The sequence below is a fragment of the Pseudomonas sp. 21LCFQ010 genome, from assembly GCF_024129905.1.
In the GTDB taxonomy this organism is placed as follows: domain Bacteria; phylum Pseudomonadota; class Gammaproteobacteria; order Pseudomonadales; family Pseudomonadaceae; genus Aquipseudomonas.
The window spans coordinates 421,182-447,486 of sequence record NZ_JAMYDZ010000001.1 but is presented as its reverse complement, the minus strand read 5'-3'; the positions used below and the strand labels follow the sequence as shown (position 1 = coordinate 447,486).

Sequence of the window (26,305 nt, the reverse complement as noted above, 5' to 3'; positions counted from 1 at the left end):
GACAGTGGCCTCCCAGCCCCGGAACCGGGACCGACTGGCACAAAGCTCTTTCAGCACGGGATTGCGGCAGCGCAATCAGGCTTTCACTCATGCAGCCTGGCAACAGGCTGCATCGGGAAACCCATACCCCAGAGGGAACTGCTCCATGTTGGTACTCACCCGCCGCGTAGGCGAAACCATCTGCATCAACAACGACATCCAGGTCACCGTCCTTAACGTTCAAGGCCGGAGCGTGAAAATCGGTATTTCAGCGCCCAAAGAGTTTTCGGTTCACAGGGAAGAGATCTACCGCCGGATTCAGGCAGAGAAGTTGGCCAGGCATATCGAAGAAACCAGCCGGCAGGACGCCACAACGTGATGGGCTGGTTATCCCTGCACGCTCGCTGGCTCAAGAATCGGTAGAGAAAAAACGGAGGCTCCATGAACTTCACCCTTCACAACTACGACGTCTGGAAAACCGGAAGTCCTGAAAACTCAGGCTGTGCCGAGCAGCATGACCGCTGGATTCAAAACGCGGCCGAGCAACTGGTGCGCTTCGGCGCAGACGTCAGGTTCCAGCGACCAGGACGTCGGCCCCAAAGCATGACCTTTGAACAGTTCGCCATGGCCGTCGATGAGTACGCCATGGAGCGACTCGGGAAAACCGGCGCGAGCCCATCCGCCCTGGGGCGCATGGTAATCGGCAGCCTGATCAATGACCGCGGCTTGTGCCGGGATGGCGTCAGCGATGCCCTTGGTGTCGGGAATCCGGTCGGTGAGTTGTACCGCATCGCGGAAGACCTCCTGCGCCCTCTCGCACGGGATGGCTGGCTTGCTGAGCAGGAGGATAATCGCCTGTGATTCTGCAAACACCTATCTGCGAACTGCCCGAAAACCAGACGCTCCCCGATGGCCGGCTTCTGCTGCTGTTCAAGGGTCAGACGATGCGCGAGGCTCTGGAGCAAGCTGCCTGCGCCAGCATCGAGAATATCGATGCATGGTCCTGCCGCGCCTGCGTGTGTGGCGAATGGACGATTGGTTATGAGGTACGCGCATGACCACGCGCCGGCTCTCAAACCTGAGCGTGACACCGTGACGAGCCGCTATCAAAAAGCCCGACGCTGGGCATTCTGGCGCGGCTTTACCATTTCACTGCTGGTGTACACCGGCTGGATTCTGCTCAGCGCCTTCGCCGGCCACCTCACCCGCTGACTCCCACTCTTACCACCAGCGCTCAGCCTCGAGCGCGAGGATATCTGCATGCCCAACAATATGCGCATTTGGTCCTGCGTCGACAAAACAGACCCACGCTACACGAAAGGCGCCAAGGTCGACGGCCAGAACATCACCAGCCTCAACGGCACCGCCATGATCATGAAAGCCACCGAAATGTTCGGCCCGGTGGGTATTGGCTTTGGCTGGAGCGTGCTCGAAGAGCGTTTTGACAAAGGCGGTCAGATGCTCAGTGGCCAAGGAGACAAAGCTGTCGAGATCGGCCACGAACTGACCCACATCATCAAAATCAGGTTCTGGTACATCCTTGAGGGTCAGCGCGGAGAGATCGAGCAGTACGGCTGCACGCCCTACCTCTACAAATCAAAATTCGGGCAATTCACTGACGGCGAAGCCCCCAAGAAATCCCTGACCGACGCCATCAAAAAATCCCTGTCCATGCTGGGCTTCAGCGCCGACGTGTTCCTCGGGATGTTCGACGACGCCGACTACATGAAGCAGCGCAAGGCCGAACAGGCCATTGAAGATGCCGACGACAAACAAGCCGAACGCGAGCGCCAGGCAACAGAGCGTCTGCAGTTCCTGGAATCGACCATTGAGACCATGCGCAAGGCGACCACCGCCCATGAACTCAAAAAGATTCATGACCATGCGGTGCGCAAACTGATGGCCCGCAAAGACGAAAAAGGCGCCGCCCGCATCTCGCTGGAGTGGAACAAGATCACAACGCCAGATGAAGGTGAAGCCGCATGAGCCAACTCTACACACTCACCGGCCAGATGGCCGAGCTGGCGGCCATGGCCGAAACCGACGATGCGGGGCTGAAGCAAGCCATTCAGGACACCATGGATGCCGTCCAGGGCGAGTTCGCCGATAAGGCCGACAGCATCGTCATGCTGCGTCGAAACCTCGAAGGCGACATCACGGCCATCGACTCCGAGATTGATCGGCTCAGCGAATTGAAGCGAATCAAAGCCAACAGCGTGGGCCAGCTCAGCGACTACCTGCGGCGGAACATGGAAGCCGCCAATATCAAAACGATCAAGCGGCCTTTGTTCACCATCACCTTGGCGTTGGGCCGGGAGAAGGTGGTGGTGGATGACAAGGATGCCGTGCCGGATGAGTTCACGTCGGTGAGTACCAGGATTGAACCGGATAAGGCAGCCATTGCTGCGAAGCTCAAAGCAATTCGTGAGCATAATGAGGCTGTTCGGAAGCGGATGGATGCTGGGGAAGATGCTGAGGTTGATCTGATACCGGTTCCGGCTTGGGCTAGACTTGAACGAGGCGATGGAACAGTCAGGATAAGATAAAAAGTATGACTAGTGAAATATCATGTTTTGATGGGACACTTATATCAACTGGATATTCTGATGGTTCTGCGTAAGCCATTGAACGAACAACGACCATTCTCGGATATGGCGGAGAATGGTTGCTATTCAATAGCAGGTCGGTATCAGTTGATGAGCAAGCCATAAATGCAGCATGTAAACCATAAGATACCAACAAAAATTCTTGACCGCAGGCCTGCAAGTTATGCACACCTCAAATCAACTGCGAAGGATCCAATTGCGGAAAGTTTTTTGCCAATTCTTGGGCTCGGGAGAGTTCTATACCAATCTCCGTCATGTGTGAGAGCGCTTGCTCCCTAGTAGCTCCGACCCCTTTTAACATTGCCAACATCTTACGTTCGCTACTAATCAAGGGCTCGGTACGTAATGGCCCACTAAGTACCGCCATCGAAGACATACTATCTTTACGATCATTTTCAAGAGCCCTGATTCGATGAGAAAGCTCGCGTGTAGACTGAAGAATCTCTACCAAGATATCATCTTTAGTTCGCTTTGGAGCTGCTTCTGAAGGAGGATTATCGGTAAGGGCTTGCGCAAACCTACTCTCAAAGCTTGGCCAGTAAACTTCGAAAGCTTGGTTAAGAACTTTTTCAGGAAGGGACTTATCTTTCAAGCAGGAATTTAATGTTTTAACCAATTGAAACATGCCATCACGATCGGGATAAGAATGATTGAATTGAGCCAGCGGATCAGTGATATCCGTAGGCTTTAGGTCAACTAACAAAGTACACAATCTGTTACCTGACAATCCCTTTGCCATAGCGCCAGACTCAAAAAGTATCCATGGCTTGTCTTTATTATCTTGGGTTAGGCAAACAATCCCTACCGTCACATCTGCAAGTTTCCCTACGATTTCCGTGAACCACAGCGAACCGCGATCTACGTTCTGTGTGGATATCCAAGGTTCGGTAGCTTGAAGTACACCCTTGATCCATTCACATGTGATCTCTGCAACAGCTTTGCTTCTGGAACCGGACCAGCTAATAAAAATTTGCATTACGACCTTCCTTGAAATCACCACAGAACGTTATACATTATCCTACGGCAAGTTGCCACTACACAAGACTGAAATTGACGCCTGACCAAGCCCTCTCGATCTTTCGATTCGCCAGCCTTTGATCAGAAGGATAGCGCGCGGAGTAATGCGACTACCTCACTCCCTCGAACCAGCAGACCAATCCCAGTTTCTCGAATCACAATCGCCTTATGTCTCAACACCCAACTTTTGTTTGCACGTCTTGCGAAAGACAAACCTGACAGGCCGCCAACGGCTGCCCGGAGTTTTCATGATCAGTACAACCGATGGTGACGTGGACAAAGTCACCGAACAGCGCATGGCGGAGCTGATTGGCACCACCAAACGCGCACTTGAAGGACGCCGCGTCAGCGGCTCAATGCCTGAAGGCGTCTGGATGAAGCATCAAGGTCGAATCATCTACAGCAAGAAAAGGTATGACGAATGGCTCGAAAGCCTCTGGATCTGCCCTCCGGGCTCGACATCCACTACGGAGCGCTCCGGCTCCGTTTCACCTGGGAAGGTGCTCGCCGAAGTGAAACCCTTCCGTACCCCGCGACACAAAAAGGCATCAAAGCTGCATCCGAACTACGCGATCGTGTAAATGGCCTGATCAAGCTGGGTCTGTTTGACCAAGAGAAATATGCTGAGCTGTTCCCGGAGTCGACAACCGTCGTTGGCGGTAAACCGACCTTTGGCGAGTACGCTCAGTTGTGGCTGGACAGCCGGGAGATTGTTCCAGGAACACGGAAAAACTATAAGAGCATTCTCAACATGTACTGGATGCCGCATTTCGCGCTCCGGCGTATTGACCATCTCTCGACAACGATGATCCGCCAAGTGGTTGCCTCTACCAAATGGACTTCGCCTTCCGTGAAACGCAACAGCCTTTGCAGACTGACCACGATCCTGATGTCTGCGGTGCGTGATGGGCTGATAGAGAAGAACCCTGCCGCGTCCATCCAGTTACCGAAGCGCACCAAAAAAGAGGTAGATCCTTTTACGCTGGAAGAGGCGAATCTGATTATCGAGCGCCTGTACGCCACCGAGCATTGGCCCAGCCAGATCTACGCGGCCTATTTCGAGTTCGTGTTCTTCACCGGCATGCGCCTGTCTGAGGCACTGGCTTTGCGCTGGGATGCGGTAGACGAAGTGGCGAGAGTCGCCCACGTCAAACGTACCGTCGCCCTGGGCATCGTGGTCGAGAGAACCAAGACCGGAACAGATCGGACGGTGCTGCTCAACGAGAGGGCTTTGCACGCCCTCGCCTTTGCCAGGCAATACGCGCAACGGCGCCTGGCGGGTAAGAGCAGCATTACCGAGTTGCCCTATGTGTTTCCGCCGTCCAAAGGCTCTGAGTACGTCAAGCAGACGTCCGACATTCACCACCAGTGGCGGCCAACCCTGCGCAATCTGGGTATCCGCTACAGGCGGCCATACAACTGCCGTCACACGTATGCGACAATATGTTTAATGTCTGGTCTCAACCCCGCATTTATCGCCCAACAACTCGGGCATAGCGTGCAGATGCTTCTGTCGACGTATGCACGATGGATCAACTCGTCCAACGACTGGCAGGAGCTGGAAAAGCTCCAGATTGGTCCGAAATTGGTCCGAAGTTTAAATCTGCGCTCGTAACTCATTGATAGGTAAGGCACTTGATCTCTACAGCAAACATCACCATGCAATTCGGACCCAAACCTCTGTTCGAGAACGTCTCGGTCAAGTTTGGTGCCGGTAACCGTTACGGCCTGATCGGCGCCAACGGCTGCGGCAAGTCCACCTTCATGAAGATCCTCGGTGGCGATCTGGAGCCTTCGGGCGGTCAGGTGATGCTCGAACCTAACGTGCGTCTGGGCAAGCTGCGTCAGGATCAGTTCGCCTATGAAGAATTCACTGTGCTCGACACGGTGATCATGGGTCATGAAGAGCTGTGGAAGGTCAAGGCCGAGCGTGATCGTATCTATTCGCTGCCGGAGATGAGCGAAGCAGACGGCATGGCCGTGGCGGAGCTTGAGACCGAGTTCGCCGAGATGGATGGCTACACCGCCGAATCGCGCGCCGGTGAGCTGTTGCTGGGTCTGGGCATCGGTATCGAGCTGCACAACGGGCCGATGACTGAAGTCGCGCCAGGCTGGAAGCTGCGGGTGTTGCTGGCCCAGGCGTTGTTCTCGGACCCGGAAGTGTTGCTGCTCGACGAGCCGACCAACCACCTGGACATCAACACCATTCGCTGGCTGGAGAACATCCTGACCCAGCGTAACAGCCTGATGATCATCATTTCCCACGACCGTCACTTCCTCAACAGCGTGTGCACCCACATGGCTGACCTGGATTACGGTGAGCTGCGCCTGTTCCCGGGCAACTATGATGAATACATGACCGCTGCGACCCAGTCGCGTGAGCAGTTGCTGGCCGACAACGCCAAGAAGAAGGCCCAGATCGCCGAGCTGCAAACCTTCGTCAGCCGCTTCTCGGCCAACGCCTCCAAGGCCAAGCAGGCCACTTCGCGGGCCAAGCAGATCGACAAGATCCAGCTGGCCGAGGTCAAGCCGTCGAGCCGGGTCAGCCCGTTTATTCGTTTCGACCAGACCAAGAAGCTGCACCGTCAGGCCGTCACGGTCGAGCGCATGGCCAAGGGTTTCGATGGCAAGACCCTGTTCAAGGATTTCAGCTTCACCGTCGAAGCCGGCGAGCGTGTTGCGATCATCGGCCCCAACGGTATCGGCAAGACCACCTTGCTGCGCACCCTGGTCAATGAGCTGACGCCGGATGCCGGCAGCATCAAGTGGACCGACTCGGCAGAGATTGGCTACTACGCCCAGGACCACGCCCACGACTTCGAAGACGACGTCACCCTGTTCGACTGGATGGGTCAGTGGACTCAAGGCGGCGAGCAACTGGTGCGCGGCACCCTTGGCCGCATGCTGTTCTCCAACGACGAAATCCAGAAGTCGGTGAAGGTGATTTCCGGTGGTGAACAGGGCCGCATGCTGTTCGGCAAGCTGATCCTGCAAAAGCCTAACGTGCTGGTGATGGACGAACCGACCAACCACCTGGACATGGAATCGATCGAGGCGCTGAACCTGGCGCTGGAAAACTATCCGGGTACGCTGCTGTTCGTCAGCCACGACCGCGAGTTCGTCTCGTCGCTGGCCACGCGGATCATCGAATTGTCAGCCGATGGCGTGATCGACTTCAGCGGCACTTACGATGATTATCTGCGCAGCCAGGGTGTAGTCATCTAAAAGGCGCCTTGAAGCCTCTGGCGGCAGGTCCGGTTCAGCCCCTGCCGCCAGATTTCAACGCCGCGTTACAGGCTCAGGCCTGCGGGACGCGAACCATCTCGATCCACACCGCTCCTTTGCCCGATGGGGCTTCGCTGACCCGCTTCAATTCGCCGTTCTCGCCAATTGCGTAACTGCCCACCGTGTCACTTTTTTCCCCGCTGACCAGCAACCATTGTCCATTAGGCGACACGGCGATATTGCGTGGCTGCTTTTCCTGCACGGCGTAGTTTTCCAGGAAGCTGACCCGGCCAGTGGCGGTGTCGACCTTGAATACCGAAACCGAGCTGCTGGCCCGTTCGCTGATAAACAACAGGTTGCCCTGCGGCGTGATGCGGATGTCGGCCGCCCAGATGCGCGGCGTCGGGTCGTCCTTCAGGTCGTTATTACGCGCGTCGCGCACTTCACCGTGGGCCAGCTTCAGCCGCTCGGGGATGCCTGCCGCTTCGTTGACCAGGCTCAGCGCCCCGCTGGTCTGATCAATCGCATAGCTGGTAACGCTGCCACTCATTTCGCCAACCACATAAACGAACTTGCCATCTGGCGAGAATGCCAGGTGGCGCGGCCCGCTATTGACGCTGGCATCAACCTGTCCGCTGCCGATGGGCACCAGGCTGCCTTGCACGGTATCAAGACGGTACTGCAACACATGATCGACTCCCAGGTTGCCAGCGTAGGCAAACCGATTGCTCGGGTCGCTGCGCAGCGAATGGGCATGCAGGCCGGTTTTGTAAGTCTTGATCTGCGCGGCATCTGTGCTATCAACCGGCTGGATGCTCACCAGGTCAGCACCGTAAGAGGCACCCAGCAGGTAGCGGCCGGTGTGGTCCAGTGACAGGTAAGCGAGGCTGTCAGCCAACGGGGCTTCAGAGAGCGTTTTCAAGTGGCCGCTGCCCGGCTCGATCTGGTAGCCCAGCACCTTGAAAGGTTTGGCGCGCAAGGCAGCGTACAGACGGCTGCCATCGAGTGAGGCGGCCAGTGGATTGACCTGTTCACCGGCGCGAATCTGTTGCACCAGACTCAAGGCGCCATTGCTTTCATCAAGGCGATATTGAGAGATCAGGCCATCAGCCGGGCTGGAGATATAGGCGAAAGTCGCGGCATGGGCATTGAGGCTCAAGCCGGCTGCGATAGCGAACAACAGGGGTTTGATCATGGGAGGCGCCTTTGTTGTTTTGATTGTTATCAGTCATCCTATGACCAAGTATCAACCAACGGCAATCCCCTTTTGATGAAATAGTTAGGGTGCTTTCCTTTGCCACCTGCCCACGCCATCATGAACCACGCCCACCCAGCCGCCAGCGAAGCCGTCTCATGTCAGTAAGCCCCACCCGTGCCCTGCCCGTCACCTTGCAGATCGTCAGCATCGTGCTGTACACCTTCATCGCGTTCCTGTGTGTTGGGCTGCCCATCGCAATCTTGCCCGGCTATATCCATGACCAGTTGGGTTTCAGCGCCGTCGTCGCGGGGCTGGCGATTGGTGCGCAATACCTGACCACCCTGATGAGCCGCCCGCTGGCCGGGCGTATCACCGACAATCTGGGCAGCAAGCGGACCATCGTCTACGGCCTGGCGGGGTTCGTGCTCGGCGGCGCACTGACCCTGTTCGGCACGCTGAGCCAGTCGATTCCAGCACTCAGCCTGAGCCTGCTGATCGTGGCACGGATGATCATGGGGGTGGCGCAGGGCTTTATCGGCGTGGGCACCATCAGTTGGTCAATTGCCAAAGTCGGCGTCGAGCACACGGCCCGCTCGATTTCCTGGAACGGTATTGCGTCGTACGGTGCCATCGCCATTGGCGCTCCGCTGGGCGTATTGATGATTGATCAGGTCGGTATTCACAGTCTGGGGGTGGCGCTGCTGGTCCTGGCCGGTAGTGGTTTGCTGCTGATTCGCCACAAGCCCTCGGTGCCGGTCATCAAGGGCGAACGGCTGCCCTACTGGTCGGTGTTCAGCCGTATTTCGCCCTATGGGCTGGCACTGACCCTGGCGTCCATCGGTTACGGCACCCTGACGACGTTCATTACGCTGTTCTACATCAGCCGCGGCTGGGAGGGGGCGGCCTGGTGTCTGACGTTGTTTGGCGTGTGCTTCATCCTTTCGCGGCTGTTATTCATCGGCGCAATCAATCGTCTGGGCGGCTTTCTGGCGGCGATGCTGTGCATGGGCGTTGAAGTGGTCGGCCTTGGCCTGTTGTGGCTGGCACCCAATACCGGGTTTGCGCTGGTAGGCGCCGGCCTGACCGGCCTGGGGCTGTCACTGGTGTATCCGGCGCTCGGGGTTGAAGCGATCAAGCGCGTACCGGCCACCAGCCGTTCAGCGGGGCTGAGTGCCTATGCCGTGTTTTTCGATCTGGCCATGGCGGTCGCCGGCCCGGTGATGGGGGCCATAGCCCTGGGCCAGGGCTATGGCTTGATCTTCTTCTACAGCGCCCTGCTCTCGCTGCTGGCGCTGGGGCTGACCTGGTGGTTGTCGCGGCGGGTCTGACAGGCGCTGCCACACAACGTTCCGCTTCAGCCACGAACGCTTGGTGCTGCGTTCGTGGCTGAAGCCGCTCCTCCAACTGCAAAGCCCCCGATTATCCGCGAGGCTTGAGCACCACTACACCGAGCGGGGGCAGGTTGAGCAGCAGAGATGCCGCCTGGCCGTGGCTGACCTGCGCTTGAGCCTGAACTTCACCGGCGTTGCCGACATTGGAGCCGGCGTAAGTTTCCGAGTCGCTGTTGAGCAGTTCTTGCCATGCCCCCTCGAACGGTACCCCAACCCGGTAGCCCTCGCGTGGTACAGGGGTCAGGTTGCAGACCACCAGCAGCGGCTCACCGCCCTTGCTCCAGCGCAGCCAGGCGTAGACGCTGTTGGCGTGGTCGTCGCCGATCAGCCACTGAAAGCCCATCGGTTCGGCGTCGCGCTCGTGTAGCGCCTTTTCTTCGCGGTACAGCCGGTTGAGGTCGCTGACCAGCTTCTTCACCCCGATATGCTCGGCGTATTGCAGCAGATACCAGTCCAGTTGCTCGTCGTGATTCCACTCGCGCCACTGGCCGAACTCGCAGCCCATGAACAACAGCTTTTTGCCCGGATGGGTCCACATGAAGGCCAGGTAGGCGCGCAGGTTGGCGAACTTCTGCCAGCGGTCGCCAGGCATCTTGTCAATCAGCGAGCGCTTGCCGTGTACCACTTCGTCGTGGGAGATCGGCAGGATGAAACGCTCCGACCACGCATACACCAGGCCGAAACTCAGCTCGTTATGGTGGTGTGAGCGGTGCACCGGGTCTTGCTGGATGTAATGCAGCGAGTCGTGCATCCAGCCCATGTTCCACTTGTAGTTGAAACCCAGGCCACCTTGTTCGGTGTGTTGGGTAACGCCGGGCCAGGCCGTGGATTCTTCGGCGATGACCAGCGCACCGGGGGCTTCGACTGCAACCACATCGTTGAGGTGGCGTAAAAAGTCGATGGCTTCCAGGTTTTCCCGACCGCCATAACGGTTAGGCACCCACTCCCCGGCCTTGCGTGAATAGTCGCGGTACAGCATCGAGGCCACCGCATCGACCCGCAGGCCGTCGATATGGAACTGCTTGAGCCAGTGCAGCGCCGAAGCCAGCATGAAGCCGTGCACTTCGGTACGACCCAGGTTGTAGATCAGCGTGTCCCAGTCCTGGTGAAAGCCCTCTTGCGGGTTGCCGTACTCGTACAGCGCGGTGCCGTCAAATTGCGCCAGGCCGTGTTCGTCGGTAGGAAAATGCGCCGGTACCCAGTCGAGAATCACGCCGATTTCGGCCTGGTGGCAGGCGTTGACGAACGCCGCGAAGTCTTCCGGCGATCCATAACGCGCAGTGGGCGCAAACTGCGCCAGCAGTTGATAGCCCCAGGAACCGCCGAATGGATGCTCCATGATCGGCATCAGCTCGATATGGCTGAAGCCCAGCTCCTTGACGTAGGGGATCAAGCGGTCGGCCAGTTCCCGCCAGTTGTATTGCCGCCAGGCCGTGCCGTCCTCGTTCTGCTCCATCTGCCAGGAACCGGCATGCAGCTCGTAGATCGACAGTGGCGCAGCCGGCGAGTGGCGATCGGCGCGGCTGGCCAGCCAATCGTGGTCCTGCCAGTCAAATTGCAGCGGCGCGGCAACTTTCGAGGCGGTGTCTGGCGGCAAAGTGGTGGCGCGCGCCACCGGGTCGCATTTGAGCGGCAGAATGCCGTGGGCACCGAGGATCTCGTATTTGTAGACATCGCCAGGCTGCAGGCGCGGAATAAAGATCTCCCAGATGCCCGACGGATGACGCACGCGCATCGGGTGCCGGCGGCCATCCCAGTTGTTGAAGTCGCCAACCACCGACACGCGCCGGGCATTGGGTGCCCAGACCGCAAAGCGCACGCCTTGTACGCCATCAACGTTGATTACCTGAGCACCCAGGCAGGCGCCAAGATCGCGGTGGTTGCCTTCCGAGAACAGGTAGATGTCCATCTCGCCCAGTTGCGGGCCAAAGCTGTACGGGTCTTCGGTGATGTGTTCGCCGCCGGCCCATTGCACTTTCAGCAGATACGGCTGCTTTTCAGCGAACTGGCCAACGAACAGGCCAGGCACTTCGCCCATGTGCAACTCGCCCAGCTCTTGCTCAGTGCCGCGGGCCAGCACTCGGACACTCAGGGCGCCGGGCAGGTAGGCGCGAATGAACTGCCCGCCCTTGCCGTCGTCATGGGGGCCGAGAATGGCGAACGGATCGTGGTGCTCGGCACGGATCAAAGCTTCCGTGTCGACGGCAGCGGGCATTGGTTGGCGGCCCGCGCCGCTTTTGTCAGACGCATTCATTTCGACTCTCCATCGTTCAATTCCAGCAACCCACGTAGCCCTTGCCATAACCCTTGCAAAGGTACGGCCAACCAATCCGGGCGATTCTCGGCTTCGTAGATCACTTCGTATGCAGTTTTTTCCAGCGTAAACAGTTCCAGCGCTGCCGCCTCTCCCTGCGGGTCTTGCCAGGCATGCGCCAGGCCTTGGGTCGCCTTGCGATAGCCCTCAAGAAACGACTCGCGGGCCTGACGCAGATACTCACTCGCCACATGCTCACGCGCCGCAATCGCCTCTGCCGAGGTGTCCGCGCTCTGCGCGCTGCGCACGGCCATCGCCGCAGCGTAGTCGAACGAACGCAGTACGCCGCCAACATCCTTGAAAGGGCTGTATTTGCCACGGCGCTCATCCAGCGCACGCACCGGCTCGCCTTCAAAGTCGATCAGGTATGCATCTCCTTTTACCACCAGCACCTGACCCAGATGCAGGTCGCCGTGGACCCGCATGCGCAGTCCGCCCACAGAGGCCTTGGCCAGGGTCTGGACGTGTTTATCCAGCGCTTTACGACGGGTGAGCAGCTGTTCGACCAACAGCCAATCGGCAGGTTGCAAACTTTCGCGGCGCTGCTCGAGTAATTTCAGGGCATGGTCGAGTTGGGCCTGCACCCGTTTGGCTGTGGCCTGCGCTTCTTTGGTGCCCGTGTTTTCGGTGGCGAAATCGGGGTTGTCAGTCGGCGCCGCCAACACCTGATGCATCTCGCCGAGTCGCTGACCCAGGGTAAGGGAAAAATCGGCCAGTTCGGCCAGGGCGTTATAAGCCTGCTCCTGGCTGGCGGTGCGCCGCGTCAGCTCGTCGCGCACCGCACGCTCCAGGTTGTTCTGGGTCCATTCCCAGGCATCGCCCTGATTGTCCAGATAGCCTTGGGCGATCATCAGCAGGTGTGGCTGACCCTCCGTGCCGATGCGCTGCAGCGAGCCGAGCAGCGGTGAAATGTTCGGGTAGCCGGCGGCCGTCAAGTAGGCGCCCATTTCCAGTTCCGGGTGAACACCGGCGCTGACCTTGCGGATCATCTTCAGCACCAACGCTTCGCCCACCACCACCGAGCTGTTGGATTGCTCGGCCGACAAATAACGCACGCTCGACTCCTGATCAAGGCCCAGCGGCGCCAGCCGGGCGGTGGCCTTGAACTGCAAATCGCCCTCGCCGCTGTCGATCACGGTGCCGTCCTGCATCGCCTGAACCAGGTTACGGATGAAGGCCTCCAGGGTGAAGGCATCGGTGATCAGGCCGACCTGAGCACCGCGCCGCACCCGCGCCAGGGCCAGTTGCTGGGGCAAGGCGCTGCTGATGTCGTCCTCGGCCAACAGGCCGAACGGCAACTGGTAGCGCTCGGTCTGGCCGCCAGCAGTCACCTCGATTTCACTGAGCAGCACCGGCCGCAGCCCATCAGAGAAGCGCACCGCATGGGCGATATTGACCTTGTCGATGGGCTTGTCTTTGCTGGCGAACCAGCGCCGCTTGGGCAGGTAGACCGCCAGCGAGGTGTTTTCGATGGTGCCGCGCAGCGGTTGTTCGAGCAGCTCTTTCAGACGTTTCTTGAGTACCAGGGTCGGGAAGTCCGGCATGCTCTGCGCCGGTTCAACGTGCCAACTGGGCATTTGATTCTCCGCAGCGAGTAGAAACCAATGAAACCCGTAGGGGGCAAAGGTCAGCAGGTAAGTGAGCTGGCCAATGGGCGGAAACGCACTGCCGCCGAGCATTTCCACCGGCACCATGCCGGCGTAGGCCGACAAGTCCAGCTCCACCGCCTGGGCGGCGCTGGACATGTTGGCGACGCACAGGATGATCTCGGTGTGTCCGTCGGTGCCGGTGTATTCCCGGGTGTAGGCCAGAATCCGTCGGTTGTTGGGCGACAACAGGTTCAGCGCGCCACGGCCGAAGGCTTTTTGTTGCTTGCGTACTGCCAGCATGCGCCGGGTCCAGTTCAGCAATGAATGCGGGTCACGGTCCTGGGTCTCGACATTGACCGACTGAAAGCCGTACAGCGGATCCATGATGGGCGGCAATACCAGGCTGGCCGGGTCGGCGCGGGAAAAACCGCCATTGCGGTCAATCGACCACTGCATGGGGGTGCGCACCCCGTCGCGATCACCCAGGTAGATATTGTCACCCATGCCCAGCTCATCACCGTAATACAGGGTCGGCGTGCCCGGCATCGACAACAGCATGCTGTTGAGCAGTTCGATCCGCCGCCGATCGCGCTCCACCAGTGGCGCAAGACGCCGCCGAATGCCCAGGTTGATCCGTGCCCGGCGGTCAGCGGCATAGTGGTTCCACAGGTAGTCACGCTCGCGGTCGGTGACCATCTCCAGGGTCAGCTCATCGTGATTGCGCAGGAAGATTGCCCATTGGCAGTTGGCAGGAATCGCCGGCGTCTGGCTGAGGATGTCGGTGATCGGGAAACGGTCTTCCTGAGCCAGCGCCATGTACATGCGCGGCATCAGCGGGAAATGAAAGGCCATATGGCACTCATCGCCGTCGGCGCCATTGCTGTCGCCGCCCTTCACGTCACCGCCCTTGATATCACCGCCCTTCACGTCACCAAAGTACATCTGCGTGTCTTCAGGCCACTGATTGGCCTCGGCCAGCAGCATCCGGTCGGGATAATTGGCGTCGATTTCAGCGCGGATGCGCTTGAGCACCTGATGGGTCTCGGGCAGGTTTTCGTTGTTAGTACCATCGCGCTCGATCAGGTACGGGATGGCGTCCAGGCGCAAGCCGTCCACCCCCAGGTCGAGCCAGAAGCGCATCACCCCGAGCACCGCGTCCATCACCTGCGGGTTATCGAAATTCAGGTCTGGCTGATGAGAATAAAATCGGTGCCAGAAGTACTGACCGGCCACCGGGTCCCAGGTCCAGTTGGATTTCTCGGTGTCGAGAAAGATGATCCGCGTGCCCTCGTACTTTTGGTCAGTGTCGGACCACACATAGAAGTTGCGCGCTTTGGAGCCGGGCTTGGCATGCCGGGCGCGCTGGAACCACGGATGCTGGTCGGAGGTGTGGTTGATCACCAGTTCGGTGATCACCCGCAGCCCGCGCTTGTGCGCCTCACTGATAAAGCGCTTGGCATCGGCCATGCTGCCGTAGTCAGGATGCACAGCCCGATACTCGGCAATGTCGTAGCCGTCATCGCGCCGCGGCGAAGGATAGAACGGCAACACCCACAGGGTATTGACCCCCAGCCCGGCGATGTAATCGAGCTTGGCGATCAGGCCTGGAAAGTCCCCGATGCCGTCATCGTTGGAGTCGAAGAACGACTTGACGTGGACTTGGTAGATCACCGCATCCTTGTACCAGAGCGGGTCGTTGATGAAGCTGGCGGACCGCGTTTTTTGCGACTTTGACTTCGACTTCGGCATGGCGAACTCCCTTTGAACTACGTCGCGCTGATCCGCCAGATACCGAACGGTTGATAGTGAGGATCGATGCGCATCCATTGCACCTTGCCGTACCAGGTCCAGCGGTGGCCGTTCATCAAGTCTTCGCCCTGGGTTTCGGCAGTGTCATGCAGGCCCATTTCCCAGAGCGGCAACTCGAAATGCGCCTCCTGGACGTTGTACGGATCGAGGCTGACCGCAACCAGGATGAAGTTGCTGCCATCCTCGGTGCGCTTGCCGAAATACAGGATGTTGTCGTTCCAGACGGTATACAGCTTCAGGCCCAGATGGGTCTGCAAGGCCGGGTTGTGCCGACGAATCCGGTTGAGCTGGGCAATCTCGGCGATGATGTTGCCCGGCGCGCTGAAGTCACGCACGCGGATCTGATACTTCTCCGAATCCAGGTACTCCTCCTTGCCCGGCAGCGGCGCCGACTCGCACAGTTCGAACCCCGAGTACATCCCCCACAACCCCGAGCCCATGGTGGCCAGCGCGGCGCGGATCAAAAACCCGGCGCGCCCGGAGTGATGCAGGAAATGCGGGTTGATGTCCGGTGTGTTGACGAAGAAGTTCGGCCGGTAGCAATCGCGCAGCGGCGCTTGGTTGAGCTGAGTGAAATACTCCGACAGCTCGGCCTTGTTGTTGCGCCAGGTGAAATAGGTGTAGCTCTGCGAATAGCCGACCTTGCCCAGCCGCGCCATCATCGCAGGCTTGGTGAAGGCTTCGGCGAGGAACATGACGTCGGGGTGCTTGCGGCGCACATCATCGATCAGCCATTCCCAGAACGGCAGCGGCTTGGTGTGCGGGTTATCCACGCGGTAGATCTTCACACCTTCCGCGACCCAGCCAAGAATAATGTCGCGCAGTTCCAGCCACAGCGCAGGAATGGCGTCGGGTGCGTAGAAATCGACGTTGACGATGTCCTGGTATTTCTTCGGCGGGTTTTCCGCGTAGCGAATGGTGCCGTCCGGGCGCCAGCTGAACCAGCCAGGATGCTGCTCAAGCCACGGGTGATCCTGGGAACACTGAATGGCGAAATCCAGGGCGATTTCCAGCCCGTGTTCTGCCGCCGCAGCAACCAGAGCGCGAAAGTCCTCGCGGCTGCCCAGTTGCGGATGAATCGCCTCATGGCCGCCATCGGGGCTGCCGATGGCGTACGGGCTGCCCGGATCATCGGGGCCTGCGGTCAGCGAGTTGTTCGGCCCCTTTCGATGCGCGCGGCCGATCGGGTGAATGGGCGGGAAATACAGCACGTCGAAGCCCATGTCACGGATCATCGGCAGCCGCGCATGCACGTCATTGAATGTCCCGTGGCGCTGTGGGTCATCGGTGATCGAACGGGGAAACAGCTCGTACCAGCTGGCAAACTGCGCCAGCTCACGTTCCACATCCACCGGAAATTGCGGGCTGATGCTCAGGTAGCCACGGTTATCCGCCTGGGCCATCAACGCCGCTGTTTCACTGCGCAGAAACAGCTCAACCCGGTGCTGCGCATCCTGGCCCTCAAAGCGTTGCAGCAGCGCCTGAAGCTGTTCGCGCAAGGCGCCCTGGCTGCGTTCAGCAGCGTGTTGCAGATGAATACGCCCCTCTTCCAGTTCAAGCTCGACCGGTACCCCGGCTGCATGCTTTTTTTCCAGCTCGTAGCGATAGCTGGCGAACTGATCGATCCAGGCTTCGAGCCGAAATACATAGCGGTCGACCGAGCCTGGGGTAAAGCGCCCCTGCCAGCCATCGTTGCCCAGCTCACGCATGCGCACACTGTGCCACTGCTCATCGCCCTCGGCACGCCAGCTCAATTGCACCGCCAGCTTGTCATGGCCGTCGGCGTAGACCTTGCTGGTCACATGGACCGGCTGGCCGACGATAGCCTTGACGGCGAAGCGCCCCGCTTCGAGCACCGGCGTGGTGTCTTCAATCACCACCCTGGGCAGTTGCAGCGCCTGGGTCAGTGACAGCGGCCGATTGACTTGCGAAACGACAAAGGCCTGGGCATCCGGACCGTAAGACTGTTGATTCATCGAGCCTCTCTCCTTACGCCTCTGGGACGCTCCGTTGAAGTTGAATAAGCTGCGCTCTTGAACAGGACCTGCGCGACGGCGGCCGCAAAGATTCCGAACGACCTGCATATGGAAAGTTCAAAGGTTTTAACGCCGTTGCCGATAGCCTCCGGTGCGCTCTGGGCATAGGTTCTTAACCTGCCGGGCAAGCATAGGAGGCTCTGGCGGATTTGCCCGCGGCGGCCACTTGTTATGCAAGCCAAATGGCCATCACTGTCTGTATGCTGAGCAGCGTCGAACAGGAAGAGATTTCAATGCAGGGACGTCCATCACGCGATTCAAGCAGTGCCGCCGCCGGCCCGTTGCCAGAGGACCGTGAACGCGCCACGCAGCTGCTGCGCCTGACCGTCATATTCATGCTGCTGGTGATCAGCACCTTCATGGCTGTCGAAGGCTGGCGCGCCTGGCGCGATTACCGCCAGGCGTTCGCAGCGGCCGAGAACTCGGTGAACAATCTGGCCCGTGCGACGGCCCAGCACGCCGAAGACGCCATTCGCCAGGTCGACATCCTGACCTCATTGCTGGCCGAACGTATCGAAGGCGATGGCCTGGAAAATATCGACGTGGGCAGAATGCACGCGCTGATGATCGAGCAGACCCGCATCATGCCGCAGTTGCACGGGTTGTTTGTCTACGATGCCGACGGCAAATGGATTGTCACCGACAAGACCGCTACCCCTGACTCAGCCAATAATGCCGACCGCGATTACTTCATCTACCACCGCACCCATACCGACCGTGCGGTGCTGGTCAGCCGGGTGGTCAGTAGCCGCTCGACCCAGGAACTGATCATTCCCGTCTCGCGCCGCCTCAACAATCGTGACGGCTCATTTGCCGGGGTCATGCTCGGCACCGTCCGGGTCAGTTACTTCGTCGACTATTACGGTGACTTCAAGATCGACGATAAAGGCGCTCTGGTGCTGGCAATCCGTGACGGGACAATTCTGGTCCGCCGCCCCTTCGTCGCCGCGACCATCGGCAAGAGCCTGTCGCAAAGTGAAATATTCACCCGCTATCTGCCCTGGTCCAGCGCCGGGGTGGCCGAGGTCCGCGCGGTGGTCGACGGCACCTGGCGCCTGTATGGCTACCGGGCACTGAGCCGCTACCCGCTGGTGGTCGAGGCCGGCATCTCGCGCAGTTCGATCATCGCCCCCTGGCGCCAGGACCTGTTCAAGACCGGCCTCATTCTGTTGCTGCTGATTGCCGGGCTGGCCAGTTTTGGGGTTATCGTGATCCGCCAGTTGCGCGCGCGCATGAGCATGGAGACCGAGCTGCGCCGGGTCCACGGGCTGGTCCGGGACATGGCCCTGACCGACAGCCTGACCGGCCTGGGCAACCGGCGCCGACTGGATCTGGCACTGGCCGAAGAGATTGCCCTGGCCCGGCGGCAGAACACCAGCCTGGCGCTGATCATGCTGGATGTCGATTACTTCAAGCGCTTCAATGACCGCTACGGCCACTCGGCTGGCGATGAGTGCCTGCGTCAGGTCGGCCAGGCCATTGCAGGCACCTTGCAGCGCGAAACCGACCTGGCAGTGCGCTACGGCGGCGAAGAATTCACCATTCTGTTACCCGATACGTCGCCGGCAGCGGCGGCGAAGATCGTCAGTGACCTGCTGGAGGCCATTCGTGGCCTGGCGATCGAACACCTCGACCACCCGGCCGGTCAGGTCACCGCCAGCGCCGGCCTGACAGTTCACGCACCACGCCGCGAAGACATCACTGCGCAGTTGATGATCAAAAGCGCCGACGCATTTCTGTACGCCGCCAAGCACCGTGGACGCGATCAGTGGTGCGCCGCGCTGCAGCCAGCCAACGAGCAGGCCGCCGCTGCCAGCCCTTGAGTGCTGGCTGAGAAAAAAGCGACGCCCGAAGGCGTCGTAGAGCGGATCAGGCAATCAGTCCTGCCTTGAGCGCCTTGATCCGGGTGTTGATGTCTTGCTGGGCAATTTCCTGCTGTTGCTTCAGTGCCTCGGTAAACTTCTGATCGACCGCCTTCTGCTGCTCAGGACTCATCGCCTCGTACTGTTGCTGGCTGACACCGGTCAATTGCTCACGCAAGCGCTCGCTGGCCGGCTGCTGCATATAGTCAAGGAACGCCTGCTGCGTCGAGGTCAGGTTCGACCCCTGCTCGGTCGACACACCGTTGTCGCGGTTCACCCCGTTGTCACCGTCGGCGACAGAGGCGGACAGCGATGACTGACCCTGAGTCTTCAGGTTGAGCATCATCCGGGCAAATGACTCGTTATAGCCGGTGTCGCCCTGAGCATTACCTTGCGAGGCGGCACTGCCTGACCCGGAGCTGAGCGTCGCCGCCGTTGCCTGCGTAATCGTCGGCACAAAGGCGCCAAACTCCTGGGACAGGTCGTCCAGCGTTCTGCGCCCGTTGACGAACCTGGAGGCCAGGCCTTCGAGCGTATTGTTGCTGACAAACATGATTGATCTCCTGCCGTTGCGGGGCTTTGTGACCCCGATGAAGGCTCAGCAAGATAAGTGCCACTGTTGCAAGGCCTTGAATAACAAGGTGTCGGCCAATGCGCACGCGGTCCACCCTGCGCCCCGCTCGGCCATGGCTTGCCAGACCCGGCAAGCCTTTGCCGATCAGTTGGTCAGTGGCAGCATCAGACTGGCTTCGGGCATCGGCCTGGAAAAATGATAGCCCTGCGCCTGCCCTGCACCGATCTCACGTAGCAGATCCAGGGTGACCGGGTCTTCGACACCTTCGGCCACCACCGTCAGATCCAGCGATTCGGCCATGCGCACAATGGCGCGGACGATGGCCCGGCTTCGCGCACTGCTACTGAGTTCAAAAATGAACGATTTGTCGATCTTCAAGCCACTGAAATGGTACTGGTGCACGTAACTCAAGGATGAGAAACCCGCGCCAAAGTCGTCGAGAACCACCGACACACCGTTGTCCGCCAGTTGCTTCATGGTCTGCCGGGCACGCTCGGGCTCAGCCACCAAAGCCCCTTCAGTCAGCTCCAGGCAAATCCGCGACGGCGCTACGCCATGGTCAGCCAACAACGCCAGCACTTCGGCGGCGAACTCCGCCCGTGTGATGCTGTAGGCCGAACAATTGACATGCACGGCTGGCCAGTGCGCATTTTCCGGTAACGCGAGGATCTCGATCACCCGCTGCAACATGTACAGGTCCAGCCGACCGATCAGCCGCAAGCCTTCCAGCGCTGACAGGAAATTGCCCGGTGCAATCACCCGACCGTCAGGTTGATGCCAGCGAATCAGTGCTTCCAGGGCCAATAGCTTGCCACTGGTCACACAGACGATGGGCTGGAAATACGGCACCAGCTCGTCAGTACGCTTGAGCGCATTGCGCAGCGCGCCTTCCTGCTCGATCTGGTCAGACACTTCGCGACGCAACTGCTGGTTGAACACCGCAAAACTGTCACGCCCGGCGTTCTTGACCCGGTACATGGCGATATCGGCATCGCGCAGCAGGTCGTCAGGTTCTTTATGGAACTGCCGGTCAGCCCCCACCACGCCGATGCTGCACGACGAAAACACCGTATGGCCGTCGATTTGAAACGGCAAGTCAAAGGCCACCAGAATCCGCTCGGCAATCACGCTGCCCATCTCCAGCGACGCGCCTTGCGCCAGCACCGCGAACTCATCGCCGCCGAGCCTTGCCAGCAAATCGTTACTGCGCATGCAACTGCGCAGGCGCTCAGCGGCCTGGATCAGCAGATCGTCGCCGCAGTGATGGCCGAGGGTGTCATTGACCAGCTTGAAACGGTCCAGGTCGATGAACATCACGATCAACTGCCGGTCGTCGTCGCAAAACTGCTGCCAGGCCGCCTGCAGGCGTTGCTGCAGATGGCTGCGGTTGGCCAGACCGGTCAGCGCATCGTGGGAGTTCTCGTACTGCAACTGGGCATTGGCCAGGTCCAGCTCACGGGTACGGTCATTAACCCTGGCTTCGAGCTGCAGGTTGGCGGTATGGATGGCTTCGGCGGCGCTGCGCCGTGACAGCGCGGTATCGATGTGCCGCGATACGAAGGTCAGCAGCTCTTGGTCGCGCAAGGTGTAACCCACCTCGGGCGAGTAGCTCTGCACCACCAGGATGCCGCGTACTTGCTCCCCCTCGAACAGCGGGATGCCCAGCCAGGACCAGGAACGATGCGACTCTTTTTGGGCCTCGATCTCGCCCTGGGCCTCCAGGCGCAGGGCTTGTTCCCGATCAATCAGGCAAGGACGCTGTTGACGGATGACATACTCGGTAAAACCCCGCTGGCCACGCCGGGTGCCGGGACGCGCAGTGCGTTCATCGACAAAATACGGAAACGCCACTTCACCGGTCGCGTTGTCATACAGAGCAATGTAGAAGTTCTGCGCCTCAAGCAACTCACCGACAATCACATGCAGGCCATGAAACAGCGCATCCATATCACCCTGCTGGCTGGCCAGTTCGGTGATCTGGAACAAGGCACTCTGCAGATGTTCGGCACGTTCACGATCGACCACTTCCTGACGCAACGCATGATTGGCCGCCGACAACTGCTGAGTGCGCAGCAGCACGGTCTGCTCAAGGTCGGTGCGATGCAGCAGCCGCTCCAGCGCCATGCCCACATGCTGCGCGACCACCTGGAACAACGTGCGGTCTTCTGTACTGTAAATTCGCGAAGCGTCGTAGACCTGCATCGCCAGCATGCCGAACACCTCGTCGGCGGCGTTTTTCAGCGGCGCTCCCATCCAGAACTCGGGACGTTTGCCGGCGCAGAAGAACCGCCCCTGCGCCTCGCCCAGCTCAATGTCATGAGCATCGACGAACAATGACTGGCCGCGGGTCAGCACATGCCCGGTCAGGGTTATCCGCTTTGGATCAAGAAACTCATAGCTGTCTGCGGCGGGCGCATGCTCGTCAGTGTTGTCGATGTAGTAAGGGAAGGTAATCTTGGCCCGCAGGCGGTCGTACAGCGCCAGAGAAAAATTCTCGGCGTCGATCAATGTCGTCAGTTGCTGGTGTACGCCTTTGATGAAGGTGCCGCGATCACGAGTGGAGCTGGCCAGCGAGCTGATTTCGTATAGCACTCGCTGGGTGGTCTGGGCGCGAATCAATGCCGCGCTCTGTAACAGCGACCCCAGGTGCAGCGCCAGATCCGCAAGCCACGGAGTGTTGGCACACGATGCGCAAGCCAGCACCCAACCCAGAGGTTCCTCGCCCATACCGGCGACCCGGCGCTGCAGGCCTCTGGCGCGACAGAATGCCTCGACATCGCTACCGGCAATGCGCTCGGGCCAATCGTAACCCTGACCATCGCAGCCGAGCAGATGCTTGTGCTCACCGGCCAGATAGGCCGCCCAGCGCTGCCCGGGATGCGCCGCTCTCAGTGCGTCGAGCAGCTCAGTAATGGCCGCCGAACGATGGCTGCCAGCCCTGGCCAACGGGTCATGCAGCGAGCGATGGGCATCGTGGATCACTATGGGAACATTCATGAAAGCAGCACATCCATAAACGTGGAATCAGGTCCCGCATCCTGCTGGGAGAAAAGCTGGCTATTCTAAGCGACCGCCACTGATCGCACATAGCCATAAATGGCCAAGACCAGCCGACGGGCACCCGCCTGCTCGTCCACTGGCCGTTGACACGCGGCTCACAGGCGCGCGCAATGGTTATCCGGTTGAAACAATGGAGAAATGAACATGGCTAAGATCAACGTTTTAGCGGGGGATTTTCTTCAAGGTGATGGCGAATATCGCTCGGGCACCATCACACTTGTCACCCCGTTGTTTCCATGGCCGGGTATCAGCTTTCGGCACAGCGACATCAAATCGGTAGAAATCGCCAGCCAGGGACATAATAGAAGCCTTGAAGGCACTCTCGGACGCGGCTTGGCCGGCGCGCTGGTGTTGGGTGCGGTGGGCGCAGCAGCAGGCATGATGCTGAGCGGCGAAGGAAAGGAAATCACCTTTCTGGCGACGCTCAAGGATGGCCGGGCATTGCTGGGCGCTACGGACGACGGAACCTATCGCGCAATGGCGCAGCAAGTCAGCACAGCCTCTGGGACCGGGGATTTCTGATTATTGTTGAAAGAGCCCGGCATGCCGGGCTTTTTCATACGTTCAGAAAACTCTGAACCTTTATCGCTACAAACGGGACAAAGCCTGCAATGGAGCGATCCATCGCAGACAGGAACTGTAAGAACGATGAAAGCCAGAGCGACCGTTATCTGCAAGCGCGATAACCAGATTCTGTACGTACGCAAACCCAAATCCCGCTGGGCGTTGCCCGGTGGCAAGATAGAAGCCGATGAAACCCCGCAACAAGCCGCGATCCGGGAACTCTGCGAAGAAACCGGACTGCACGACCTCGACCTGCGCTATCTGGCTCAATACCCCGGCAATCAAGTGCTGCATTACGTGTTCATCACCGAAGTGCCACAGCACGAAACACCCCGCCCGCTCAATGAAATCAGCGATTGCCAATGGCTGGCCGACAGTGAAATAGGCCAACGCAAGGCCAGCAATGCGACCCGGCGCATCATCCAGTATCTTGCCCGTCGCCACTGATCCAACAGCGCAACTGCCAAGCAGCGCACAACTTCACAACCCTGCGCGAACCGCACCTTGGTGAAGAGGTCTTACCGGCATTGAAAACAACCGATGCCGGAAAAACCATGAGCCTGATCGACTGCCCTGAATGCAATGCGCGGATTTCCGATAAAGCCTACGCCTGCCCACAGTGCGGCAACCCGATGAATGCAGGCCCGGGCAATCGCCTGCTCAGCGAAAAGAACATCGGCCAGATCGCCGGCGCGACGGGTGTGTGGCTGACCGCGCCATGGATTGCGCGGATGATCTTTGGCGTGGTGCTAGTGATTGCCGGCGCGGCGGTGCTGATTTTCAGATAAGCCAATGGTCGCAAGCCATGCGACCGGCAGCTGAAACAAGTGCAAAACAAAAAGGGCAACCCTTGTGGATTGCCCTTTTTGATACCGCCAGCAGAGGCGGATTTGTTTGGTAGGCACGATTGGACTCGAACCAACGACCCCCACCATGTCAAGGTGGTGCTCTAACCAACTGAGCTACGTGCCTGCTGTGGGGCGCATTCTACGGATATCCATAACCCTGTCAATCAGTTTTTTTCACTAAGCCACTGAAAAGATGGATTTTTATAATCCTCTGTGTGAACCCTTCGCGCCTCAAGCGGCTCAAAGAAGCACATGACATCCGACGGAATAATCATCGGGCGTCTTGCTTTTGACGCCAGAATGCCATCATATGGTATTAACACTTTAGTAGAGGTCCGCCATGGTTTCACTAATGACATTGGGTATCGACGAGACGGACTTCTCCTCGGCCACCGTGCAGGCCACCCTGCTTGCAATCACGACCCGCATGAACCGCATGGACAGCAACACCCCGGACGACAGCGGCGAGCTGGCCATGGATTATTCGCAACTTGCACTCTATGCAGACCGGCTGACCAACTTGCTGGCAAGCCCGAGCCTGCTCAAGCGCCCCTGAGCGCCAGGCTTACGCCTCAAGCCGGTTACGCCCCTGCGCCTTGGCCCGGTACAGGGCCTCATCGGCCGCTTCGACGATAGAACCATCCGCCAATTGCTGGCCGTTGAAGCACGCCATGCCGATACTCACACTGACCCGCCCATAGGGGCTGGCAGGGTGAGGGATGCTCAGCGCCTCCAGACGCTGCAGTATCAAGGCCGCCACCTCCGACACGCCTTGGCTGTCGGTATCAGGCAGAATCAACGCCAGCTCTTCGCCGCCATAACGAGCAGCCAGGTCAGTGGCGCGCCTGACGCACCCGCCGATCGTCTGGCCAACCGCTTGCAGGCACTGGTCACCCGCCACATGCCCCAGGCTATCGTTGAAACGCTTGAAAAAGTCGATATCGACCAGCAACAGACCCAGTGTCGTGCCATTTCTCTGTGCGCGGGAAGACTCCATGAGCAGACGCTCATCAAAGCAGCGTCGATTGGCCAGACCCGTCAATGGATCCTGCAACGCTAATTGTTCAAGCTTCTCATTACTGCTCAATAACTGTTGCCGAGCAATCAGCAACTCCGATTCGCTTTCAATGCGCCGTTTGATATGCCGTAACAAGACCAGGCCGGCAGCCACGACAAAAACGATCAACACCGCCAATACCGCCAATGACAGCAGCGCTTCAAAACGCCAGTTGCGCAGAACTTCACTCTTCTCCCGGGCGACACTGACCAACAACGGCAACGTGTCACTTTGGCGAAAGGTCGAGATCCGCTCTACACCATCCAGACTGGAAGTAAATGTCGCATTCCCCGAGGAGCGACCCATGAAGTATTTTTTATAAATGGGCGACTGGGAAAAATCGCGCCCCATTTCTTCTTCGCGAAATGGATAACGCACCAGTAATTGGCCATGGGTAAACGCCAGTGAAATCGTACCGTTGTCACCCACATCAATTTTGCCAAACAGGTCGAGAAAGTTTTTGATGCCCAATGTAGCGGCCACCACGCCGGCGAACTGACCCTGCGAATCATTGACCCGGCGACTGATGGTAATGACCCAGACATCGGTCGAGCGATTCTGGATGGGCGGACCAATGAATATTTCGCTGGAGGCACTGCGCTGGTGATGAATGAAGTACGCCCGGTCAGCACTGTTCAGACCTTGTGCATGCAAGCCGGTGGAAGACAACAGCCAGTTACCCTGCCGATCGTAAATGGTTAAACCGTTGAGTTGCGGCATGACCCGCTGTTGGGCATGCAGCAATTTATCCAGGCGATCCAGTTGATGCTCGCCAAAACCCTCTGCCTCCAGACGTTCGACCAGACCGTTGAGCAGCATTGAACTCTGCCGGACGACACCATCGGAATAAGTGATCAATGCCTGCGCGAGATTCGCACCGTTGACATAGACATTATTGAGTGCCGCTTTACGTGCCGTGAACACTTTCCAACCGGTAATGAAGGTCAGTGCAAAACACACCACACATAACAGCACCACGGCGAGGTGAAGATCACGTTTCACTTGAATACCTGAAGGCAAATGCGCATTCAGCTTGGCCAACTGTTGTCACAATGGCAAGCCTGACAGGTACTGCAATTAAAAGTGCGCCGCCGGACGGTCGTTATCAACGCCCATGATGCGCTTTGCGCGAACAGTCATGAATCAAACGAACATTATGAAAAGCACAAAACAAAA

22 protein-coding genes and 1 tRNA gene are annotated in these 26,305 nt (G+C 59.0%); 14 read left to right on the top strand and 9 right to left on the bottom strand.

Features of this window, described 5'->3' with window-relative positions:
* The first annotated feature begins 145 nt into the window (after positions 1–145).
* The 6 genes from csrA (at position 146) to NJC38_RS02105 (ending at position 2,525) form a co-directional block, all read left to right on the top strand.
* Positions 146–358, top strand: coding sequence for a carbon storage regulator CsrA (gene csrA, locus NJC38_RS02130; RefSeq protein ID WP_253110903.1), 213 nt, complete (start codon positions 146–148; stop codon positions 356–358).
* Between the two features lie 62 nt (positions 359–420).
* Positions 421–840, top strand: coding sequence for a hypothetical protein (locus tag NJC38_RS02125; protein ID WP_253110900.1), 420 nt, complete (start codon positions 421–423; stop codon positions 838–840).
* Entirely contained in the window at positions 837–1,037 is a 201-nt protein-coding gene (locus tag NJC38_RS02120; RefSeq protein WP_253110897.1) for a hypothetical protein, read from the top strand. Before NJC38_RS02125 ends, NJC38_RS02120 begins: the two co-directional genes overlap by 4 nt.
* A complete protein-coding gene (locus tag NJC38_RS02115; protein WP_253110894.1) occupies positions 1,021–1,191 on the top strand; it encodes a hypothetical protein in 171 nt (56 codons plus the stop codon). The genes NJC38_RS02120 and NJC38_RS02115 overlap by 17 nt, the downstream gene beginning before the upstream one ends.
* A 48-nt stretch (positions 1,192–1,239) precedes the next feature.
* Positions 1,240–1,965, top strand: a complete 726-nt coding sequence (locus tag NJC38_RS02110; protein ID WP_253110891.1) for a hypothetical protein — start codon at positions 1,240–1,242, stop codon at positions 1,963–1,965.
* Complete coding sequence (locus NJC38_RS02105) at positions 1,962–2,525, top strand: siphovirus Gp157 family protein (protein ID WP_253110889.1); 564 nt, start codon at positions 1,962–1,964, stop codon at positions 2,523–2,525. The genes NJC38_RS02110 and NJC38_RS02105 overlap by 4 nt, the downstream gene beginning before the upstream one ends.
* Positions 2,526–2,757: 232 nt before the next feature.
* Here the strand turns inward: NJC38_RS02105 and NJC38_RS02100 are convergent, their stop codons facing one another.
* Positions 2,758–3,561 (bottom strand): toll/interleukin-1 receptor domain-containing protein, encoded by an 804-nt coding sequence (locus tag NJC38_RS02100; RefSeq protein WP_253110888.1) that lies wholly within the window; start codon positions 3,559–3,561, stop codon positions 2,758–2,760.
* A gap of 462 nt (positions 3,562–4,023) precedes the next feature.
* Here NJC38_RS02100 and NJC38_RS02095 point away from each other — a divergent pair, with 462 nt between their 5' ends.
* Positions 4,024–5,217 (top strand): site-specific integrase, encoded by a 1,194-nt coding sequence (locus tag NJC38_RS02095; protein ID WP_253110886.1) that lies wholly within the window; start codon positions 4,024–4,026, stop codon positions 5,215–5,217.
* Between the two features lie 20 nt (positions 5,218–5,237).
* Complete coding sequence (locus tag NJC38_RS02090) at positions 5,238–6,827, top strand: ABC-F family ATPase (protein ID WP_084710042.1); 1,590 nt, start codon at positions 5,238–5,240, stop codon at positions 6,825–6,827.
* Positions 6,828–6,900: 73 nt separating this feature from the next.
* Here NJC38_RS02090 and NJC38_RS02085 read toward each other — a convergent pair whose 3' ends face one another.
* Positions 6,901–8,022, bottom strand: coding sequence for a lactonase family protein (locus NJC38_RS02085; protein WP_253110884.1), 1,122 nt, complete (start codon positions 8,020–8,022; stop codon positions 6,901–6,903).
* A 158-nt stretch (positions 8,023–8,180) separates the two neighbouring features.
* Between NJC38_RS02085 and NJC38_RS02080 the strand changes: the two genes are divergently transcribed.
* Entirely contained in the window at positions 8,181–9,353 is a 1,173-nt protein-coding gene (locus NJC38_RS02080) for an MFS transporter (RefSeq protein ID WP_253110882.1), read from the top strand.
* Positions 9,354–9,444: 91 nt separating this feature from the next.
* Here NJC38_RS02080 and glgB read toward each other — a convergent pair whose 3' ends face one another.
* The 3 genes from glgB to NJC38_RS02065 are packed head-to-tail and all read right to left on the bottom strand — an operon-like array spanning position 9,445 to position 17,104.
* Complete coding sequence (glgB, locus tag NJC38_RS02075) at positions 9,445–11,670, bottom strand: 1,4-alpha-glucan branching protein GlgB (RefSeq protein WP_253110880.1); 2,226 nt, start codon at positions 11,668–11,670, stop codon at positions 9,445–9,447.
* Complete coding sequence (gene treS / locus NJC38_RS02070; RefSeq protein ID WP_253110878.1) at positions 11,667–15,068, bottom strand: maltose alpha-D-glucosyltransferase; 3,402 nt, start codon at positions 15,066–15,068, stop codon at positions 11,667–11,669. Before treS ends, glgB begins: the two co-directional genes overlap by 4 nt.
* A gap of 17 nt (positions 15,069–15,085) precedes the next feature.
* Positions 15,086–17,104, bottom strand: a complete 2,019-nt coding sequence (locus tag NJC38_RS02065; RefSeq protein WP_253110875.1) for an alpha-1,4-glucan--maltose-1-phosphate maltosyltransferase — start codon at positions 17,102–17,104, stop codon at positions 15,086–15,088.
* Between the two features lie 293 nt (positions 17,105–17,397).
* Here NJC38_RS02065 and NJC38_RS02060 point away from each other — a divergent pair, with 293 nt between their 5' ends.
* Positions 17,398–18,987, top strand: a complete 1,590-nt coding sequence (locus NJC38_RS02060; protein ID WP_253110872.1) for a sensor domain-containing diguanylate cyclase — start codon at positions 17,398–17,400, stop codon at positions 18,985–18,987.
* 46 nt (positions 18,988–19,033) lie between these two features.
* Here NJC38_RS02060 and NJC38_RS02055 read toward each other — a convergent pair whose 3' ends face one another.
* Both NJC38_RS02055 and NJC38_RS02050 read right to left on the bottom strand, forming a co-directional pair.
* Positions 19,034–19,579 carry a hypothetical protein gene (locus NJC38_RS02055; protein WP_253110869.1) on the bottom strand — a complete coding sequence of 182 codons (546 nt, stop codon included), beginning with the start codon at positions 19,577–19,579 and terminating at the stop codon, positions 19,034–19,036.
* A gap of 165 nt (positions 19,580–19,744) precedes the next feature.
* Positions 19,745–22,597, bottom strand: a complete 2,853-nt coding sequence (locus NJC38_RS02050; RefSeq protein WP_084710040.1) for an EAL domain-containing protein — start codon at positions 22,595–22,597, stop codon at positions 19,745–19,747.
* A gap of 207 nt (positions 22,598–22,804) precedes the next feature.
* Between NJC38_RS02050 and NJC38_RS02045 the strand changes: the two genes are divergently transcribed.
* The 3 genes from NJC38_RS02045 to NJC38_RS02035 all read left to right on the top strand — a co-directional run bounded on the left by NJC38_RS02045 (position 22,805) and on the right by NJC38_RS02035 (position 24,012).
* A complete protein-coding gene (locus NJC38_RS02045) occupies positions 22,805–23,182 on the top strand; it encodes a hypothetical protein (RefSeq protein WP_253110866.1) in 378 nt (125 codons plus the stop codon).
* Positions 23,183–23,308: 126 nt separating this feature from the next.
* Positions 23,309–23,671, top strand: a complete 363-nt coding sequence (locus tag NJC38_RS02040; RefSeq protein WP_045490481.1) for an NUDIX hydrolase — start codon at positions 23,309–23,311, stop codon at positions 23,669–23,671.
* Between the two features lie 107 nt (positions 23,672–23,778).
* Positions 23,779–24,012: a zinc-ribbon domain-containing protein gene (locus tag NJC38_RS02035; RefSeq protein ID WP_045490480.1), complete on the top strand. Its 234-nt coding sequence runs from the start codon at positions 23,779–23,781 to the stop codon at positions 24,010–24,012.
* A gap of 107 nt (positions 24,013–24,119) precedes the next feature.
* Here NJC38_RS02035 and NJC38_RS02030 read toward each other — a convergent pair.
* A tRNA-Val gene (locus NJC38_RS02030) sits at positions 24,120–24,196 on the bottom strand.
* Between the two features lie 216 nt (positions 24,197–24,412).
* On the opposite strand from NJC38_RS02030, the gene NJC38_RS02025 reads away from it, so the two are divergent.
* Positions 24,413–24,628, top strand: coding sequence for a hypothetical protein (locus NJC38_RS02025; RefSeq protein WP_144403290.1), 216 nt, complete (start codon positions 24,413–24,415; stop codon positions 24,626–24,628).
* A gap of 9 nt (positions 24,629–24,637) precedes the next feature.
* On the opposite strand, the gene NJC38_RS02020 is transcribed toward NJC38_RS02025, so the two are convergent.
* Positions 24,638–26,131: a sensor domain-containing diguanylate cyclase gene (locus tag NJC38_RS02020; protein ID WP_045494628.1), complete on the bottom strand. Its 1,494-nt coding sequence runs from the start codon at positions 26,129–26,131 to the stop codon at positions 24,638–24,640.
* Between the last annotated feature and the right edge of the window lie 174 nt (positions 26,132–26,305).